The sequence below is a fragment of the Rhodoferax sp. GT1R46 genome, from assembly GCF_056521285.1.
In genome coordinates, this window is record NZ_JBWMBC010000003.1 from 214777 (window position 1) to 233428 (window position 18652).

22 protein-coding genes are annotated in these 18652 nt (G+C 59.3%); 9 read left to right on the plus strand and 13 right to left on the minus strand.

Annotated features, from left to right (window positions below):
- Positions 1-545 precede the first annotated feature (545 nt).
- The 4 genes from AC097W_RS09575 (at position 546) to AC097W_RS09590 (ending at position 4112) form a co-directional block, all read left to right on the plus strand.
- Entirely contained in the window at positions 546-1064 is a 519-nt protein-coding gene (locus tag AC097W_RS09575; RefSeq protein ID WP_479602274.1) for a pyridoxamine 5'-phosphate oxidase family protein, read from the plus strand.
- A gap of 257 nt (positions 1065-1321) precedes the next feature.
- Complete coding sequence (locus AC097W_RS09580; RefSeq protein WP_479602275.1) at positions 1322-2704, plus strand: NAD-dependent succinate-semialdehyde dehydrogenase; 1383 nt, start codon at positions 1322-1324, stop codon at positions 2702-2704.
- 16 nt (positions 2705-2720) lie between these two features.
- A complete protein-coding gene (locus tag AC097W_RS09585; protein WP_479602276.1) occupies positions 2721-3275 on the plus strand; it encodes a TspO/MBR family protein in 555 nt (184 codons plus the stop codon).
- A 381-nt stretch (positions 3276-3656) separates the two neighbouring features.
- Positions 3657-4112, plus strand: a complete 456-nt coding sequence (locus tag AC097W_RS09590; protein ID WP_479602277.1) for a fasciclin domain-containing protein — start codon at positions 3657-3659, stop codon at positions 4110-4112.
- 72 nt (positions 4113-4184) lie between these two features.
- Here AC097W_RS09590 and AC097W_RS09595 read toward each other — a convergent pair whose 3' ends face one another.
- Positions 4185-4541 carry a DUF2237 family protein gene (locus AC097W_RS09595; protein WP_479602278.1) on the minus strand — a complete coding sequence of 119 codons (357 nt, stop codon included), beginning with the start codon at positions 4539-4541 and terminating at the stop codon, positions 4185-4187.
- Positions 4542-4677: 136 nt separating this feature from the next.
- Here AC097W_RS09595 and AC097W_RS09600 point away from each other — a divergent pair, with 136 nt between their 5' ends.
- Positions 4678-4851, plus strand: coding sequence for a hypothetical protein (locus tag AC097W_RS09600; RefSeq protein WP_479602279.1), 174 nt, complete (start codon positions 4678-4680; stop codon positions 4849-4851).
- Entirely contained in the window at positions 4841-5302 is a 462-nt protein-coding gene (locus AC097W_RS09605; RefSeq protein WP_479602280.1) for a DUF3429 domain-containing protein, read from the plus strand. Before AC097W_RS09600 ends, AC097W_RS09605 begins: the two co-directional genes overlap by 11 nt.
- A 41-nt stretch (positions 5303-5343) precedes the next feature.
- On the opposite strand, the gene serA is transcribed toward AC097W_RS09605, so the two are convergent.
- Genes serA through AC097W_RS09645 form a run of 8 tightly spaced genes read right to left on the minus strand, consistent with a single transcriptional unit; the run spans position 5344 to position 13405 of the window.
- Positions 5344-6585 (minus strand): phosphoglycerate dehydrogenase, encoded by a 1242-nt coding sequence (gene serA, locus AC097W_RS09610; RefSeq protein ID WP_479602281.1) that lies wholly within the window; start codon positions 6583-6585, stop codon positions 5344-5346.
- Positions 6586-6642: 57 nt separating this feature from the next.
- Complete coding sequence (locus AC097W_RS09615; protein ID WP_479602282.1) at positions 6643-7119, minus strand: RrF2 family transcriptional regulator; 477 nt, start codon at positions 7117-7119, stop codon at positions 6643-6645.
- A gap of 37 nt (positions 7120-7156) precedes the next feature.
- Positions 7157-8257, minus strand: coding sequence for a Fe-S cluster assembly sulfur transfer protein SufU (gene sufU / locus AC097W_RS09620; protein ID WP_479602283.1), 1101 nt, complete (start codon positions 8255-8257; stop codon positions 7157-7159).
- 31 nt (positions 8258-8288) lie between these two features.
- Entirely contained in the window at positions 8289-9563 is a 1275-nt protein-coding gene (locus AC097W_RS09625) for a SufS family cysteine desulfurase (RefSeq protein WP_479602284.1), read from the minus strand.
- Positions 9560-10840 carry a Fe-S cluster assembly protein SufD gene (sufD, locus tag AC097W_RS09630; protein ID WP_479602285.1) on the minus strand — a complete coding sequence of 427 codons (1281 nt, stop codon included), beginning with the start codon at positions 10838-10840 and terminating at the stop codon, positions 9560-9562. The genes AC097W_RS09625 and sufD overlap by 4 nt, the downstream gene beginning before the upstream one ends.
- Complete coding sequence (gene sufC / locus AC097W_RS09635; protein ID WP_479602434.1) at positions 10837-11613, minus strand: Fe-S cluster assembly ATPase SufC; 777 nt, start codon at positions 11611-11613, stop codon at positions 10837-10839. Before sufC ends, sufD begins: the two co-directional genes overlap by 4 nt.
- 20 nt (positions 11614-11633) lie before the next feature.
- Positions 11634-13070 (minus strand): Fe-S cluster assembly protein SufB, encoded by a 1437-nt coding sequence (gene sufB, locus AC097W_RS09640; RefSeq protein ID WP_479602286.1) that lies wholly within the window; start codon positions 13068-13070, stop codon positions 11634-11636.
- Complete coding sequence (locus AC097W_RS09645) at positions 13067-13405, minus strand: HesB/IscA family protein (protein WP_479602287.1); 339 nt, start codon at positions 13403-13405, stop codon at positions 13067-13069. Before AC097W_RS09645 ends, sufB begins: the two co-directional genes overlap by 4 nt.
- Positions 13406-14040: 635 nt before the next feature.
- Between AC097W_RS09645 and AC097W_RS09650 the strand changes: the two genes are divergently transcribed.
- Positions 14041-14307 carry a TFIIB-type zinc ribbon-containing protein gene (locus tag AC097W_RS09650; protein ID WP_479602288.1) on the plus strand — a complete coding sequence of 89 codons (267 nt, stop codon included), beginning with the start codon at positions 14041-14043 and terminating at the stop codon, positions 14305-14307.
- 51 nt (positions 14308-14358) lie between these two features.
- A complete protein-coding gene (locus AC097W_RS09655) occupies positions 14359-14823 on the plus strand; it encodes a TerB family tellurite resistance protein (RefSeq protein ID WP_479602289.1) in 465 nt (154 codons plus the stop codon).
- On the opposite strand, the gene AC097W_RS09660 is transcribed toward AC097W_RS09655, so the two are convergent.
- The 4 genes from AC097W_RS09660 to AC097W_RS09675 all read right to left on the minus strand — a co-directional run bounded on the left by AC097W_RS09660 (position 14774) and on the right by AC097W_RS09675 (position 17466).
- Entirely contained in the window at positions 14774-15325 is a 552-nt protein-coding gene (locus AC097W_RS09660) for a DUF2062 domain-containing protein (RefSeq protein WP_479602290.1), read from the minus strand. The two genes, AC097W_RS09655 and AC097W_RS09660, sit on opposite strands and share 50 nt — an antisense overlap.
- Positions 15322-16290: a TerC family protein gene (locus AC097W_RS09665; protein WP_479602291.1), complete on the minus strand. Its 969-nt coding sequence runs from the start codon at positions 16288-16290 to the stop codon at positions 15322-15324. The genes AC097W_RS09660 and AC097W_RS09665 overlap by 4 nt, the downstream gene beginning before the upstream one ends.
- Positions 16291-16366: 76 nt before the next feature.
- Positions 16367-17086: a Bax inhibitor-1/YccA family protein gene (locus tag AC097W_RS09670; RefSeq protein WP_479602292.1), complete on the minus strand. Its 720-nt coding sequence runs from the start codon at positions 17084-17086 to the stop codon at positions 16367-16369.
- A gap of 29 nt (positions 17087-17115) precedes the next feature.
- On the minus strand, positions 17116-17466 hold the full coding sequence (locus AC097W_RS09675; protein ID WP_479602293.1) for an HPF/RaiA family ribosome-associated protein: 351 nt from the start codon (positions 17464-17466) through the stop codon (positions 17116-17118).
- Positions 17467-17725: 259 nt separating this feature from the next.
- Between AC097W_RS09675 and AC097W_RS09680 the strand changes: the two genes are divergently transcribed.
- Positions 17726-18607: a LysR family transcriptional regulator gene (locus tag AC097W_RS09680; protein WP_479602294.1), complete on the plus strand. Its 882-nt coding sequence runs from the start codon at positions 17726-17728 to the stop codon at positions 18605-18607.
- Positions 18608-18652 lie beyond the last annotated feature (45 nt).

Sequence of the window (18652 nt, forward strand, 5' to 3'; positions counted from 1 at the left end):
TGCGAGACTGTCTGTGCGCTGTCAAAACGAACTTATTTCCTCTCCCCGGTTCGATGGGTCAAGCAGTCAATTCTGCGCATTCGCGGCCTTGCGCCGCATCCGCTTCCCTGGGGACTTTTCGCACCAGATCAAAGTCGGGGTGTTGACCGGTCAGCAGCAAAAATATTGTGAACATGGGGCCCTGCATGCACCGCTCGTCGCTTGCGCTTTCTGGTGCCTGCCAAGTCCGGGACTGTACGCCGCCACGGCTTCCGACCTGCAAAGAATAGCCCATGAGTTCTGCTGCCGGTTCAAGCGCCCTTGGGGTCGGGCGCGCAGCCATCCGGACTTAGCCCGTTTCCAAGGCCATATTTGACTGGTAAGGTGCCTGCGAAAAGGGGATCAACTTCAGGTCGCATATTTTGTCCCTTTGCTTGTTGATTGGCATCGATTCAACTCAGTGGGTCAGCGCACAGACGCATGAACATGCGATGCGGATCATTGGAGCTTAGTTGGCGCGAGGACAAACGCCTGTACTGAACAAACCACCAAGCCTAAGGAAAAATATGCCTACAGACACCGTCGACGAACAACACTTGTGGCCCCTTATCAAGGGCATCAAGTTCGCGATGTTCACCACCCAACACAGCAACGGCTACCTCAATTCGCGGCCGATGACGACACAGAACAAGGCGATGCTGGACGACAAGCTGTGGTTCTTCATGTCAGCCAAGGGCGATGCAGCGCAGGAGCTCACACAGCAGCCGCAGGTGAGCATCAGCTATGCCGACCCTGGTAAGGATATTTACGTTTCGGTGTCGGGTTCAGCTCAGGTGGTTGACGACCAAACCCAGCGGCACGCGCTTTGGACGAAGTTCGCCCAAGCGTGGTTTCCTGGCGGCGTGGACGATCCCGACCTGGCCTTGGTGTGCCTAACGGTGAGCCACGCACACTATTGGCGCGTCAGTGAAAGCAAATTGACCCAATTGCTCGTGATGGCCAAGGCCGTTTTCAGCGGTGAGCAGCCCAGCGCGCTGGGCGAGTCGGGCAAGGCAGTGCTCGGCAGCGGCTCCAAAACGGAATGACTCTCGCTGCGTGGCTTTCAGCATGAAAAGCCAGCTTGCACCGCAGCCGGCCCAATAGGGTGGAGTGGATGGTCCTGATCCCTCACATGTGCCCGTCCTTGAGCAGCCTCGAAATTGTTGCACGGCTACGCAAGCAAGCCCCGCTAAATTCCCCTGAATTGGCCACCTTCCATTTACCCGGCGCCAAGTGCCACACCGGTTATCCCGCCCGGGCGGCCTGACCAACGATCTTCAATAACCCCCAAGGACAACATTCCATGACCTACCAAAGCATCAACCCCAACACCGGCAAAGTGCTCAAGACCTTCGAACACCTGACCGAGGCACAGCTCGAAAAGTCGCTGGCCTCCGCTGACAACTGTTTTCAAACCTGGCGGCACAAAAGCTATTCCGAGCGTGCGGTCATCGTCAACAAGGCGGCTGCGCTGATGCACACCCACGTTGATGACTTCGCCAAGCTCGCGACTCAGGACATGGGCAAACGCATCAATGAGGCGCGCGGCGAGGTGAAGTTCAGCGCCGACATACTGGCCTACTACGCGAAGCACGCCGAGTCCTTCCTCGCACCGTCAAAGCTGCACCCCAAGGTAGGTGAGGCGCACATGGAGAGTTCACCCATCGGTGTGCTGTTCTGCGTCGAGCCCTGGAACTTCCCGTACTACCAGCTGGCGCGCGTCGCCGGGCCGCAACTGATGGCGGGCAACACGCTGGTGGTCAAGCATGCCGGCTGCGTACCGCAATGCGCGATCGCCTTCGAGAAGCTGCTGCTTGATGCTGGTGCACCCGTTGGCGCCTACACAAACTTGCTCATTTCTTATGACCAGTCTGACCGCGTGATCGACGACCCGCGCATCAAGGGCGTGGCGCTGACTGGCAGCGTTGCGGCAGGCCGCAGCGTGGCGGCGCGGGCCGGGCAGAACCTGAAAAAATCCACGATGGAACTCGGCGGCAGTGACGCCTTCATCGTGCTAGATGATGCCGACATTGATCAGGTGATTCCGTGGGCTGTTTGGGGCCGCATGTACAACGGTGGGCAGACCTGCTGCGCGGCCAAACGCTTCATCGTGCTAGACAAAGTCGCCGACACCTTCCTTGCGAAATTCAAGACTGCGCTGGAGGCATTGGCGCCTGGTGACCCGATGATTGAAGCGACCACGCTGGGTCCGCTGTCCACCGAAGGCGCGTTGGTGCAGTTATTGGCCCAGGTAGAGGCGGCCGTAAAAGGTGGCGCCACGCTACTGATGGGCGGCAAGCGCATCGACCGACCGGGCTGGTTTATGCAGCCGACGATCCTCACTGAAATCCAGCCTGGCAATCCGGCCTTCCGCGACGAGTTTTTTGGTCCCGTAGTTTCGTTTTTCCGAGTCAAGGACGAGGCCGCCGCCATTGCCTTGGCCAACGATTCCGACTTCGGCCTGGGCGGCTCGGTGTGGACAAAAGATGAGGCCCGAGGCAAGCGGGTCGCGAGCCAGGTCGATACGGGGATGATGTTTGTCAACAACCTCGATTGGTCCGACGCCGAACTGCCTTTCGGGGGCATCAAGAATTCGGGCTACGGTCGCGAACTCGGCAATATGGGCATCCAGGAATTCGTCAACAAGAAGCTGGTTCGCTCGGGGTACATCGCGGGTCCAATCTGAGTTTGAGGGAGATCCGATGACCGCCCCCGCCCAAAAAGCCTCTCATTCCGAAACCGCCGGTTTGGTTCGTTCCCGCTCGCCCCTGTCAAAGCCAAAGCAAATCATTGGGTTGCTTGGATGGCTCGCGATTTGTTTTTTTGCTTCTGGCGTGGGTGTGATGGCGTCATTGCGCGCCGCCACCTTCTACGGGCAACTGGTTCAGCCAAGTTGGGCGCCGCCGCCCTCAGTCTTCGGACCAGTCTGGACCCTTTTGTACGCAGTGATGGGCATCGCCGCATGGTTGGCGTGGCGGACAGACGGATTTCGCGCTATTCGTGGGGCACTCACCTTGTTTCTGGTGCAGCTCGCTGTGAACACCCTATGGAGCTGGCTCTTCTTTGCGTGGCACCAGGGCGCTTTGGCATTTGCCGATATCGTGCTGCTTTGGTTGCTCATCGTTGCAACACTCGTATCTTTCTGGCGGGCACGTCCGCTAGCAGGCGCCCTCCTGATTCCATATTTGCTGTGGGTCAGCTTCGCTGCCGCACTCAATTTTTCTGTTTGGCGACTTAATCCGCAAGTTTTAGGGTGAGGCGTCCCGCCTGGGCAACTTGACCAGATTGCGCAGTGGCCCCCGGGCCGCGCGCCAAACGCGCTGGTCTGGAACATTCGAAGAGGCGACATGTAGACGCGAATCGGGACGAAGGCTTCGATGTTGTATTCCATGCCAAAGGAATACTTTCTCTTCGGAAAGTCGATCTGCCGGCCTATGTGCTGACCGGGTTATTCGTCGAGGTTTCGACGCTGGACCGTGCCGTGTTCTCGGGCGCTTGCGCCAGCACAACGTGGTATTTTTACTGATTTGTTTCGATAAATACCATACGGTATATACGGATACTAAACGGTATGTATATTCAGATTGCGTCACATTCCTGACGTAACTTTTGCATCCTCACCTTCTCAGGAGATTCTCATGAAAAAGACCCTTATCGCTTCCGTTCTGGCACTCGGTGTAGCCTTCTCGGCGCAGGCCAAAGACATCGTGGATACCGCCGTTTCCGCAGGCAACTTCAAGACGCTGGCGGCCGCCCTGACCGCCGCCGACCTGATTGGCACCCTCAAGGGCCCCGGTCCTTTTACGGTTTTTGCGCCGACTGACGCTGCATTCGCCAAGATTCCAAAAGCCGATCTGGACGCCCTGCTCAAAGACAAAGCCCGGCTGACGGCAGTTTTGACCTACCACGTGGTTCCGGGCAAGGTGATGGCAGCCGATGTGAAGGCGGGCAAGGTCAAGACCGTGCAGGGCTCGGAATTGACCGTGACCACCATGAATGGCGTGATGGTGGACCAAGCCAAAGTCAGCGCAACGGACATCGTGGCCGACAACGGCGTGATTCATGTGATCGACAGCGTCATCATGCCAAAGTAAGGGCTACTCAAGGTCAACACCCGCGGGCTGTGTCTGCCCGCAGTGTTGCGCCGTGGGCTCCAGTCAATTGGGCTATGCCAAGCCCTGCAGCTGCGCCAGGCTCACGTGCTTCAATGCCTTCGCATGCGTGGCCTCCAGATACACCGGCGGCGCGACACCGGCGTGCAGGGCTTCCAGCCAGCGGTTGAAGCAAAGGCACCACCGGTCGCCGTGCGCAAGGCCACGGAAGCGGTATTCGGGCCGGGGCGTCACCAGATCATTGCCACGTTGCAGCGAAAACACGAGGAATTCCTCAGTCACTTTGGCGCACACCACATGGGTGCCGTGGTCATGGGAATCGGTATTGCAGCATCCGTCACGCAAAAAACCGGTCAACGGATCGAAAGAACAGGCCTGCAAAGGAGTGCCTAAAACATTGAGGGCGTTCATGGGAGGTTCGAGTCAGGTAACGGGGACTAAATGCCTTCAGGTGCGGTCAGATGAGACTTTGGGTCACAATTCGCTCCCCTGCATGTTGCCATAGCCATTGAGCCCATGCGCACCTGTGGATATTGAGGAGACGACCATGGAAGACGAACGCTGCTGCGGCACCGGTACCTGCCTCATCAACGATGAGGGGCTGTGCTGGTGCGGCCAACAATGGAATGGAGAAATCATGTGCCGCCCGTGCCTGCCGCTTGCTGAAGAGCACCCAAGTGGGACCCCACAGGACGGCGCAACGCAAGAACATGCATCCTGACGACATCACTTCAACTCCGCCCACTTCAGCGATACCGCGCTGGGCCAGGCGCTTCGGTTACGCAGGTTTGGTTCCATTTCTCGGTTTGGCTGCTGCCTGTTGGATGGTGCCGGGAACACTGCGAGCTGTCGTCCTGCAAAGTCTGGTGGGCTATGGGGCCACCATTGCCAGTTTTCTGGGTGCAATCCATTGGGGTTTGGCCATGCGTGGTCCGCTGACGCCCCAGCCGGGCCCCTTTGTGTGGGGCATATTTCCAAGTTTGATTGCGTGGCTGGCCCTGATGCTACCGTCAGCGCAAGGTTTGATTGCATTGACCCTGCTGCTTGGGCTATGCCTTGCAATCGACTTGCGCAGCTATCCTGCGTACGGCTTACGCATGTGGATTCCCATGCGCATGCAACTCACGGCAATCGCCAGTGTGAGTCTGCTGGTCAGTGCGTGGGCCGCATGATGCTGCCCAGGATCCTCCCGTGGCCGTTCACCATGGCGCGCTCAGTACAGGATGCGGCAGCGGATGGTGCCGGGCACGCTGCGCAACTGGTCAAGCGCCGACTGGCTGGCTGCGCTGTCGACGTCGATTACCACGTAACCCAGCTCTTCAAAGGTGCTCAGGTACTGCGCAGCAATGTTGATGCCTGCGGCTGAGAGTCGCTCGTTGACCTGTGCCAGCACGCCCGGCACGTTTCGGTGGATGTGCAGCAGCCGGCTGCGCCCGGTGTGTTCGGGCAGCGCAACTTCGGGGAAATTGACTGCCGAAGTAGTGGAGCCGTTATTGCTGTAGCGCACCAGCTTGGCGGCCACTTCGGTGCCTATGTTCACCTGTGCCTCCGAGGTGGAGCCACCGATGTGCGGCGTGAGAATTACGTTGTCAAAGCGTGTGAGTGGCGAGTTGAAGACTGCGTCATTGCCTTGCGGCTCCACTGGAAAGACATCGATGGCAGCGCCATGCAGATGACGGCTCTCCAGCGCTATGGCAAGCGCATCAATGTCGACTACGGTGCCACGTGAGGCGTTGATCAGGTGGCTTCCGGGTTTCATGGCGGCCAGTTGCGCACTGCCAATCAGGTTTTGCGTTTGTGGCGTTTCCGGCACATGCAGGCTGACAACGTCCGAGATCGAGAGCAGTTCGTCCAGACTGGCCACTTCACGCGCATTGCCCAGCGGTAATTTGGCTTCGATGTCCCGAAATACCACCCGCATGCCCAATTGCTCCGCCAGCACGCCAATCTGTGTGCCGATGTGGCCGTACCCGACGATGCCCAGTGTCTTGCCGCGTACCTCGTACGCGTGCGCGGCGCTTTTGACCCAGCCACCGCGGTGGAGGATGGCGTTCTTCTCGGGGATGCCACGCATCAGCATGGTGATCTCCGCCAGTACCAGTTCGGCCACGCTTCGCGTATTGGAGAAAGGAGCGTTGAAAACGGGAATCCCCAGGCGCATGGCGGCCTTCAGATCGACCTGGTTGGTGCCAATGCAGAAGCAGCCAATGGCCGCGAGTTGTGGAGCGTGTTCAAGCACGTGGGCCGTCAATTGGGTGCGTGATCGGATACCGACGAAATGTGCACCTTCCAGCGCCGCCAGCAGTTCGGCACCTGCCAGGGCTTTGGCGTGTGTCACGATGTTGGTATAGCCGCCTTGTCGCAGTACATCTACTGCGGAGGGGTGTATGCCTTCGAGCAGCACCGCCTGGTGTGCGGCTTTCTTCTGGGGCAGGTCTATTGGGGTGTGGATCATTGCGGGCCTAGGGTCTCGTGTATGGGTATGGGTATGGGGTTTGTAGCGGTATGTGCTTTAGCCGACGGCCACATGGATGTGCCGGTAAGGGCCGCTGGGTGCTGATAGCGGCGCACCAGCCGTGTCGGTCGGGGCGCTTGGCGGCAGAAGATCTGCCAGCGTGTAAGCGTCCAGGTATTGCATCAGGCTTTGCAGCGCGCCACTCATGATGCCGGTGAGCTTGCAGTGGCCCGTGAGGCTGCAGGCAGTATCCAGCGTGAGACATTCAACGAGGTAGAAATCGGGCTCAATGCTGCGTACCACGGCACCCAAATTGATTTCCGCCGGTGCGGCGGCCAGGCGCATTCCGCCGCCCTTGCCGCGTACCGTCTCCAGCCAACCCTGCAGACCCAACTGGTGGGTAATCTTCATCAGGTGCGCTTCCGAAATGCCGTAGGCACCGGCCACCTCGGCAATGGTGCACAGGCGCCCGGGTTGCTGCGCCACGTACATCAGCAGGCGCATGGCATAGTCAGTCATGGTGGTTAGGCGCATAGGAGTCCTTGTTTGGGGGTGCGGCGGGCGGAGCTGATCACGCCGCAATCACTTCCAGCTCCGGCTCCAGAGTGCGCAGCTGACTCTCAATGCTGCGCAGAGTGCCCGAAATCGAACTGGGGCAGGTACCACAGGCGCCTTGGTAATGCACTACGAGCTGGTTGCCGACCAGGCTCAGCGCATGGAGGTCGCCGCCGTCGCTCTGCAGGTAGGGGCGAATCTGTTGATCCAGCACGAGGTTGATGTCGTCCAGGCGCTGTTGGTCTGCCGCGTTCAGGTGCTCGAAGGACTCGCGTGCGGCAAACACGGCGGCGGCGGACTGATCGACTGCCCCGGGCGCGGCGCGCAGCGGTACCACGACCTCGCGCACCAGATCCTCCCAGTCCACAGTACCGTCCTGCGTCACCGTGAGCCAGCGGTCCACGTAGAACACGTTGGTGACGTGCGGCAACGCAAACAAGGCACTGGCCAGTGGGTCGCCCTGGGCTTGTTCAGCGTTCTCGTATGAGTGCGTGATGCCCCATGAAAGGGGTTCGCGCAGGATGAATTTCATCGCGTTGGGGTTCGGGGTAGGTTCGATCTCGGCAATTTTTGGCATGGCTCTCTCCGGGTTGCGATGGCGATGGACTGAGGCGTCGCCCATGGGGGTATGCATGGGGTCGTTCTGTGCCTCGGTGGAGGTGCTGGTCTGACTGTCAAGCGCTGCCTGCAGCGTGTGCCACGGCAGGATGGCGCACTTCACACGCATCGGTAAATCACGGATGCCGGAAAACACCGCCAGGCGCGCCATGGCAGGCAGTGGCGGCCCAGCGTTGACGGTGGCGCCAGGGCTGGTGCGGCCCGTCGCCATGTCCACAAAAGCATGAACCAGTTGTTCGGCTTCATTCCTGGATTTGCCCTTGACGGCCATGGTCATCATGGAGGCGGACGCCTTGCAGATAGCGCAGGACTCACCGTGGAATGCGATGGCCTGCAGCGCGTCGCCCTCCAGATTGAGCGTGACGTGGATGTGGTCGCCGCACAGGGGGTTGAGCCCGTCTGCGTGGTGGCTCGCGTGCTCCAGCGTACCGAAGTTGCGCGGTTTCTTGTTGTGGTCCAGGATCACCTCCTGGTACAGGGCTTTGGGGTCTGCACTCATGGTTGTTTCTCGGTTTGGGTTGGCGCTTGCTTCAGGCAAATACCCTTTGCACGCTGCGAATGCCCGCTACCAGCGCATCCACGTCAGCCAGGGTGTTGTAAAAGGCAAAGGAAGCGCGCGCGGTGGCGGGAACACCCAGTCGCTGCATCAAGGGCTGGGCACAGTGGTGACCGGTGCGCACGGCAATGCCCTCTGTGCTGAGCAGGGTGCCCACATCGTGGGGGTGTATGCCTTGCAGCGTGAATGACAGCACGGCCGCCTTCTCGCGCGCCGTGCCAATCAGGCGTACGCCCGGCATGGCGCCGAGTTGCGCAGTGGCGTACTGCAGCAGGGCGTGCTCGTGTGCGGCAATGCTGGCCATACCCAAGCCCTGCAGGTAGTCCACCGCTGTGGCCAGCCCAATGGCCGCTGCAATCGGCGGGGTTCCGGCCTCGAATTTGCCGGGAATCGGTGCATAGGTGCTGCCTTCCAGCGTGACCGTGTGGATCATGTCGCCACCGCCCTTGAAGGGTTGCATTTCTTCCAGTAGCGAGGCGCGGCCGTAGAGCACACCAATGCCGGTGGGCCCGCATAACTTGTGGCCAGAGAAAGCGTAGAAGTCGCAATCCAGGTCTTGCACGTCCACCTGCAGATGCGGAACCGCCTGGGCGCCGTCGAGCAGCACCGGAACGCCCTGTGCATGCGCCATCGCAACCATCTGCTTGACAGGATTGATGCTACCCAGTGCGTTGGAGACATGGCCCAGGGTTACCAGACGGGTGCGCTCGCTGAACAACGCGGCATAGGCATCCAGTTGCAGCTCACCTGCGTCGTTGATGGGCACTACCTTGAGCGTGGCGCCCTTTTCTGCGCACAGCATGTGCCATGGAACAATGTTGGAGTGGTGCTCCAGCACGCTGATGATGATCTCGTCACCCGCTTGAATGAACTTGCGGCCCCAGCCGTGCATGACCAGGTTAATGCTGTCGGTCGTACCGCTGGTAAAAATGACCTCGCGCTCTTCGCGCGCATGGATGAAATGCTGCACGGTGCGCCGTGCGGCGTCAAAGGCGGCAGTGGCGGTCTCAGACAGGTAGTGCACCGCACGGTGAATGTTGGCGTGCTCATGCGTCTGGTAATGGTGCAGGCGCTGCATCACGGGCGTGGGCATCTGGCTGGAGGCCGCGTTGTCCAGGTACACCAGGGGCTTTTCGCCAACCTTTAACGAGAGAATGGGAAAATCGGCGCGCACGCGCTGTATGTTAAGAACCGGCGTTGTGCTGGATGCGGTTGGCGTTGCAACGGTGGCGGTATCGGAGGCGGTCATAGGCGTTTGCTGGTGTGTTGCATCACCGTGTTTTCCAGCTGCTGGCGCACCGACGCCACGGGGATACGGGCGATGACCTCAGCCGCAAAGGCATAGGTCAGCAGGCTGCGCGCAGCCTCGGTTGTGAGGCCCCGACTTTGCAGGTAAAAAATCTCTTCGACATCGATCTGGCCAACTGTGGCACCGTGGGTGCAACGCACGTCGTCGGCATTGATCTCCAGCTGTGGCAGGGTGTTGACCTGCGCCCTGGGGCCCAGCAGCAGGGTGCGGCTGGACTGGGCAGAGTCCGTCTTTTGTGCACCGGGTCGCACCTGCACCCGGCCGTTGAACACGGCGTGCGCGGTGTCAGCAACGATACACTTGTGCAACTGGCGGCTGGTGCCATGCGGCTGGGCGTGGGTGATGCAGGTGTGCGTGTCGGCCACCTGTTGCCCGGCGATGTGCGCCAGTCCGTCGAGCGCGCAGTGGGTGCCTTCACCGCGCTGCTGGGCGGTGGTGTCCAGGCGCGATATCTCGGCGCCCAGCGCGATGCTGATGCCGTGGTAGTGGCTGGCGTGCGCCTGCGACAGGGCGCAGCTTGCAATATGGAAGGCGCTCGCGCTTTCACGCTGCAGGCGGATGTGCACCACGTGTGCGTTGGCCTCCAGTGCCAGTTCGGTGACCGTGTTGGTGAAATAGGCGCCATCGGTGAGTGTCACGTAGTCTTCGATCAATGACAGCTTGCTGCCCTCTTCTGCTACCACCAGCGTGCGCGGGTGGGTGCTGACATCGGGCTGGGTGGCCACGAACAGCAGGTGCACCGGTGCGTCGGCGGCCGTGTTGCGCGGCGCGATGACTATCGCGGCGTCAACCAGGTGGGCAGTGTTCAGGGCAGTGAAGCGTTGTTGCGGGTCGCTGGCGTGCTGACCCAGGTGCGCTGCCAGCACGTGCGGGTGGGTCGCCAGCGCCTGTGCCAGGGTGCTGACGGTGAGCGCGCTTGCCGATGTGTTCGAGCCGAGTTGCGGAGCGTGTACGCCATCCACAAAGACGATGCGCTGCGCCGCCTCTGGGATGATCCAGCGCGCGATGTCATTGGGTTGCAGTGGCGTCGGCGCCTGCACGGTGTGCAGCGTCTTGCGGTTGAGTGCGGCCAGACTGGTAAAGCGCCAGGCCTCGTCGTGGGTGTTGGGTGCGACCAGCGCGCCGACGCGCTCCATCGCGGCCGAGCGCAGTGACTTAAGTGCTGCGCTGGACGATACCGTGGTTGCAGGAAGCGCGGTGGCGGTCGCGGTGCTCATGGCAGTGCCTCGGCGTGCGGTGTTGGCGCTGCGCTGGATGGTGTACCGTCATAGCCCTGAGCTTCCAGTTCCAGTGCCAGCTCCTTGCCACCAGTTCTCGTGATGCGGCCGGCTTCCATAACATGCACGTAGTCGGGCACGATGTAGTTGAGCAGGCGCTGGTAGTGGGTAATCAGCAGCAAGGCGTTATCGGCACTGGCGAGCTGGTTGATACCCTGCGAGATGACGCGCAAGGCGTCAATGTCCAGGCCCGAGTCGGTTTCATCGAGGATGGCCAGCCGGGGTTCCAGCAACGCCATCTGCAAAATCTCGTTGCGTTTTTTCTCGCCGCCCGAGAAGCCCTCGTTGACGCTGCGCTCCAGAAACTCGACCCGCATTTCCAGCAGCTTCATTTTTTCGCGTACCAGGTCGTCAAACTCCAGTGGATCCAGCTCTTCTTTGCCGCGAGCGCCCTGTACGGTGTTGTAAGCCAGGCGCAGAAACTGGCTGTTGCCCACACCAGGGATTTCGATAGGGTACTGGAAGGCCAAGAAAACCCCGGCGCGTGCGCGCTCCTCGGGTGAAAGTGTCAGCAGGTTGGCACCTTCAAACAGCACTTCTCCCGCCGTTATTTCGTAGGCGCTGTGGCCTGCCAGGACTTTGGACAGCGTGCTTTTGCCGGAGCCGTTGGGGCCCATGATGGCGTGCACTTCGCCACGCCGGATGGTCAGGTTCAAACCCTTGAGAATAGGGGTGCCGTTGATGCTGGCGTGCAGGGCACGTACTTCCAGCAGGGTGGGGCTGTCTTGCAAAATCATCCTATGCTTCCTTCAAGTTTCAATCCAAGTAATTGGGTGGCCTCAACGGCGAATTCCATGGGCAACTGGCGGAATACGTCCTTGCAAAAGCCGTTGATGATCATGGAGATGGCCTCTTCAGCCCCTATGCCGCGCTGGGCGAAATAGAACAGCTGGTCTTCACCAATGCGGGAGGTAGAGGCCTCGTGCTCTACGGTGGCACTGTCGTTGCGCACCTGCATGTAGGGAAAGGTATTGGCACCACTCTTCTGCCCGATCAGCATGGAGTCACACTGCGAGTGGCTACGGGCGTTGGTGGCGTTGGGCATGACCTTGACCAACCCCCGATAGCTGTTGCTGGACTGCCCGGCCGAGATGCCCTTGCTCACGATGGTGCTGCGCGTGTTCTTGCCCAGGTGAATCATCTTGGTGCCGGTGTCGGCCTGCTGGTGGTGGTTGGTTACCGCCACCGAGTAGAACTCGCCTACCGAGTTGTCGCCCTGCAAAATGCAGGAGGGGTATTTCCAGGTGATGGCCGAGCCGGTCTCCACCTGCGTCCAAGATATGCGCGAGTTGACGCCCTTGGCCAAGCCGCGCTTGGTGACAAAGTTGTAGATGCCGCCCACGCCGTTTTCGTCGCCGGAGTACCAGTTCTGCACGGTGGAGTATTTGATATCCGCGTTGTCCAGCGCCACCAGTTCCACCACTGCGGCATGCAGCTGGTTGGTGTCGAACTTGGGTGCGGTACAGCCTTCCAGGTAGGACACCGAGGCGCCCTCTTCGGCAATGATCAGGGTGCGCTCGAACTGGCCGGTCTCCTCGGTGTTGATCCGAAAGTAGGTGGACAGCTCCATCGGACACTTGACCCCCTTGGGGATGTAGCAAAACGAGCCATCGGTAAAGACAGCGGAGTTGAGTGCGGCGTAGTAGTTGTCACCCACCGGCACCACGGTTCCCAGGTACTTTTGTACCAGCTCGGGGTGGTTTTGCACCGCATCCGACATGGAGCCAAAGATGATGCCCACCTCGGCCAGCTTGGCCTTGTAGGTGGTGGCTACCGAGACACTGTCAAAGATCACGTCCACCGCCACACCGGCCAGCGCTGCGCGTTCGTGCAGGGGCACGCCCAACTTCTCAAAGGTGCGCAGCAGTTCGGGGTCAACCTCGTCCATGCTGGCCAGCTTGGCCTTCTTTTTGGGCGCAGCGTAGTAGCTGATGGCCTGGAAGTCGATCTTGGGGTACTTGACAGTGGCCCACTCGGGCTCCTTCAATGTGAACCAGTGGCGCAGCGCTTTCAAGCGAAACTCCAGCAGCCAGGCGGGTTCATTCTTCTTGCCCGAGATCATGCGCACCGTGTCTTCGCTCAGGCCCTTGGCCGCTACATCACTGGCAATGTCGGTCACAAAACCATGCCGGTACGGCTGGCTGACGAGGTCTTTCAGGGTGCTGCTCATGGTGCTGCCTTTTTCAGGTTGAAGCTCTCGCCGCAGCCGCAGCTGCTGCTCACGTTGGGATTGTCGAACTGGAAGGTCCGCTTCATGCCCTCGGTGACATAGTCCATGCGGGAGCCGTCGATGCTGGAGAGGCTGATGGCGTCGACCACCAGTTTGGCGCCGAAGTCTTCAAATACCTGGTCGTCGGGTCGTAGCGTGTCGGCAATATCGTAGGTATAGGCAAAGCCTGAGCAACCCACAGGCTTGACCCCAACGCGCAGGCCCATGCCGCTGCCACGTTTTGCAAGTTGCGCGTTGATTTGTTTGGCTGCGGCTTCGGTCAGGGTAATGGCCATGGTTGGTTTCCTTGACATAAGATATATTTTGAATCAATCTTATAGAGCACACTGCGTTTGTCAAACGGCCTCGGGACAAGTTCAGGGTGCATCCACCAGACTTAGCCGCAACCCCATCACAAAATAGCTAGATAACCCCCGTGGATATTGCATACTTCGCTATAAAAATAATAGCGTTTTTGACTGGATGTGGGCACTGCCAGAGGGGATGAGCGCCCCTACTGGGGTCCCGGATATTGGCGTTCCAGTCAGCCTGGTGCAGCGACAGCCCCTCTGAGCGGCGCTGTCGCGGGAGTGGATGCGCGCACGTGCCCTATCCACCCAACCCCTCGCGCTCAAACCGGCCCAGCCTCTTATCCAACGAGTCCTTGCCGCACTCACAGCAACTTCACCAAACAGTGCGCTGAACGCAATGTAGGCGAGAACGCGCCGCTGCCCTCACCCATTAACTACACGATCGTCTCGCAGAGCCGCTCACTGAAAGGCAGGTCGAATCTTGCTGCCATTTTTCAAAGAAATATGAAGGTTTTTTAAAAGTCTTCGTTTCCAAAAAGTCTCTGGTTTGGATCTATGACTGCCTCTACCATTCACCCGGCTACTTCTATTCCATTAGCCATTTTTTCAAGGAAAAACGCATGAAATGCCCCACCTGCACTGATGTTGCCCTGGTGATGACAGATCGCCAGGGTGTCGAGATTGACTACTGCCCGCAATGCCGCGGCGTTTGGCTCGACCGTGGCGAACTTGACAAGCTGATCGATCGTGCGGCCGTTGTGCCAACACCGCCTAAAGGAGAGGCCGGCGCCCGCTCACGACCCGACTTTGCGGACTCGGACTATGGCCACGCACGAGGGCATCAGCATAAACGTCCGAAGTCCTGGCTCAGCGAAATCTTTGATTGACACCCAAGCAATACAGATATCCCAGACCTATCGCCAAAAAGGAACACCGCTATGCGTCACTATCCTACCGACAGCCCTCAGGCTGCCGCCCGCATCATCGCGCTTACCGTAGTAGCCGACGGAGAGATTGACCAGACCGAACTGGACTTACTGGATCGCCTGGGCGTTGACACCCAGCTCGGGCTGGGTCGAGGCGAACTGCAGATCGTGCTCGATACTTTTTGCGAGGACCTGCTGTCCAGCCACCAACTTCAACTGTCGGATGCGTGCCCGGTAGATGATGCAACGCTGATGCAACTTATGGGCGACATCCAGTCGCCCGCATTGCGCAAACAACTGCTGCGCCTTTGCATTGATATTGCCGAATCAGACTCCTATGTTGCCCAGGGCGAAGCCATTGTTCTCAATGCTGCAGTGGAGCACTGGGGACTACAGCGCTTTATGCTGGAGCAGCCCCACGTGCAGGCTAAACCACCCGAGCGCGCATGCGCCGGGCCCGCCGGATCACAGGCGTGAGAAAAAACATCTGCACCGACACATAGGCGGTGACAGCCAGTAGGGTTGCCAGTACCGGCAAGCCCAATAGCAAGGGCCAGCCCAACGCAGTCATCCACTCGCCCAACCCGGAAGCCCATTGGCTGAAGTTGCCGTGCGGTACCACGAAGGGCGGCATAGCATGCTGTCCTGGTAAGAGAAACGCGCCGATCTGAAACGCCAGCCAATACAAGGGCACGATGGTCAGCGGATTCGTGTAGGCCGTTGTAAGCGCGGCGGCTATGGCGTTACCCCTCAGCCAGGCGCACATTCCCAGCGAACCCAAAACCTGCAGCGGCCCGGGAATCAGGCCGCACAGCATGCCGATGGCTACTCCACGGGCCAGCGGCTCGCGGGTGAAGCTGAAGACATCGTGCCGGTCCAGCCACGGGCGCATGCCGCGTAACCACGGATTGTTCAAAATGTCCAAGACCCGGGGTTCCAGATGCCGCAGCCAGGAACGGAACCTGTGTACCTTGCTCATGCCTTATGGCTGGTGGCGTCACCGCTGCGGCTGCTCACCACCGAGGCGATCACCGAAGCCACGATCAAACCCGCAGTCACCATCAGCGCGACGCCAATCGGGATCTTGTAAAAATCAATCAAAAGCATCTTGCCACCAATGAATACCAGCACCAGCGCCAACCCATAGGCCAGCAGGTGAAAACGACTGGCCATGTCGGCCAACAGAAAATACAGGGCGCGCAAACCCAGAATGGCAAAAATGTTGGCCGTGAGCACAATGAACGGGTCGCTGGTGATGGCAAAAATGGCGGGGATGCTGTCCACCGCAAAAATTACATCAGTCGCACCAATCATCACCAACACGACAAACAATGGGGTGTAGTACTTGACGCCTGATTTCAGCGTGGTGAGCTTTTCGCCATCAAAGCGGTCGCTTATTTTGATGCGCTTACGTAGAAACTTGAGCACCGGGTTGTCGGCAATGTCCGGCTCTTTACCGGCTGCGATCCACATCTTTACGCCAGTCACTACCAGGAAGGCACCAAACACATACAGCAGCCAATGGAAGGTAGCCAACAGCCACGCACCCGCCAAAATGAGCACTGCACGCAACACAATGGCACCAATAATGCCGATGATCAGCGCGCGCTTCTGGTACTGCTCGGGCACCCCAAAGTAGGTGAAGATCATCAGGAACACAAAGATGTTGTCGATGGACAAGCTCTTCTCCACCAGGTAGCCGGTGATGAACTGCATGGAGACGGTGTTGGCCACCTCGCGGCTTTGCGAACCGTCGAGGTACCACCACAGCGCGGCCACGAACACAAAGGCCATTGAAAACCACAGGACGCTCCACAGGGCTGCTTCTTTCATGGTGACCTTGTGGGCACCCTGCTTTTCCATGACCAAAAGGTCAATGGCAATGGCCACCACCACAAAGACGGCAAAGCCCACCCACATCCACCAGGTTCCTATTGTTTCCATCGTATTTCCATTTATTGTCGATGTGGCCTGGCTGGTGCCGGGCCACTGTATTGTGCTTCCGAGTCAGGAGCCGCGGCTAATCGTCGCCGCTGCCCAATCCAAACAGGCTCAGCAAACTGGTGAAAAGGTTGAATAGTGACACGAACAAACCGACCGTGGCCAGCACATAGTTGGTCTCTCCCCCATTCACAATGCGGCTGGTCTCAAACAGGATCAATCCCGCTGAGAGCAAAGCCACCATGGCCGACACCGCCATGCCCAGCGCAGGCACGTCAAACACCATAGCCCCCACACCCGCCAGCAAGGCAATCACCATGCCGGCAAACAGAAAGCCACCCATGAAGCTGAAGTCGCGGCGGGTGGTCAGCACATAGGCCGACAGGGCAAAAAACGTCACACCCGTGGCACCAAGCGCCATACCGATCACCTCGCCACCATTGGGCAAGCCGCTGTAACGGGTAAGGATCGGGCCCAGGGTATAGCCCATAAATCCCGTCAGTCCGAACACGGCTGGCAGGGCCCAGGCGCTGTTTTGCAGTTTGTGCACCGCGTACAACAGGCCAAAGTAGCCCACCAGCGTGATGATGATGCCGGGGCTGGGCGCCTGCAACGCCATAGCGGCTGTGGCCACACCGGCACTGAACAAAAGCGTCATGGCCAGCAGGGCATAGGTGTTGCGCACCACCCGGTTTTGCAGGGCGGGGGATGCTTGGCTGCTGCCGGCTTCGGCCTGCCGCGTGGCGCGTCCGGGCCAAGCAACGGCGCGGGCCTGGTTGTGTTGGGTTGAGTCGTTCATGGTGTTTTCTCCGTTAGTTTGGATCAGGTTCAGCCGTCGGTTTGTGCCAGCGCCAGGGTTCTCATGGATTGGCGCTTGGGCCGCTTGGCTTGGGACAGGGTTTTGACCATCTTGGCCACGATGCGGCGCAAGGCGCCTTCCAACGCCGTGCGCCAGTTGCTGGCCGTAGCACCGACGATCACGGTGCCGTGGGACTCCAGATGCAATTGAATCTGGGCATGCTTGTCGACTCCCCCGCGCGGCCCGTTCACGTCGGTGAAACTGACCCGTGCGGTACTGACTTGCTGCGCCATACGGCGCAGAGCAAAACGCAAACGGTCGGCAGCAATGCCCTTCAACGGTTTGGCATCGGCCGGCTTGGCGTCAAAAACAATCTGCATGGTTGGCTCCAGAGGTTAAGGGATTCAATGTCTTCCGGAATTGAATGTAGGCGCCTCAATGGAATTAAAAAAGAATGTAATATCTTTATATTAGAAAGTAAATTACTTACTTTATCTGCATGCTGAAACTGCCCTATATCCATAGACTCGCGATATGACAAGCTTGCTCGACCCTGCCAATCTCTTTTTCCTGTTCAGCATCCGTACTGGCTTGTGTGCCGGGATAGCGCAATAATTTGTAATTGGATAGTGACCCGCAATGAGCCAATCCTTCAACTACCGCCACCTCTACTATTTCTGGATTGTTGCCAAGGAGGGTGGAATGGCCCGCGCTGCTGAGCGGCTGGACATGTCGCTACCCACCATCAGCACCCAGGTGCGGGAGCTGGAGAAGTCGCTCGGGGTGAGCCTGCTCAAGGCTCAGGGGCGCAACCTGGTGTTGACAGAGGCCGGTGTGGCAACCATGCGCGAGGCCGATCAGATATTTGCCTTGGGCGAAGGTCTGCCGCATCGGGTGCGTGAAGCCGTGAGCGGAACCAGCGTGCGCTTCAATGTCGGTATTTCAGACGGTATTGCCAAGCTGGCGGTGCACCGTATTCTGGCCCCGGTACTGAGCGAACCCAAGCTGCGTCTGCTGTGCCATGAAGGCGAGTTTGAGCAACTGCTCGCGGAGTTGGCTTTGCACAAACTGGATGCTGTGCTGTCCGACCGGGCGGCCCCCGCCAAGTCGGAGTTGCGCATAACCAGCCAGGTGCTCAGCCGAAGCCCCATCGGCTGGTACGCGCCGAAGAATTGGTCGGAGGCAGCCCGCAGCGGCTACCCGCACAGTTTTTCCAATGTACCCCTGTTGCTGCCGACACGGCACTCCGCAGTGCGCTTGCGTATCGACCATTGGTTTGAGCGTGAGCGTATCAGGCCCCTGATTGCAGGGGAATTTGAGGACAGCGCACTGCTAATGACTTTTGGTGCAGCCGGTGTGGGCGTCTTTCCGGCGGCCGTATCCATCAACGACGACTTGCTGGAGACCCACAAACTGGAGCAGATCGGAATATGCGAGGACGTGGAGGAAGAGTTCCATTTGATCTATACGGCACGCAAAGTTCTGCACCCGCTTTTACTGCGGCTCCTGGCAAGTGACTAGTGGCCCGAATGCGCTGCGAGTACCGCACCAAACCAGAGTGGCAGG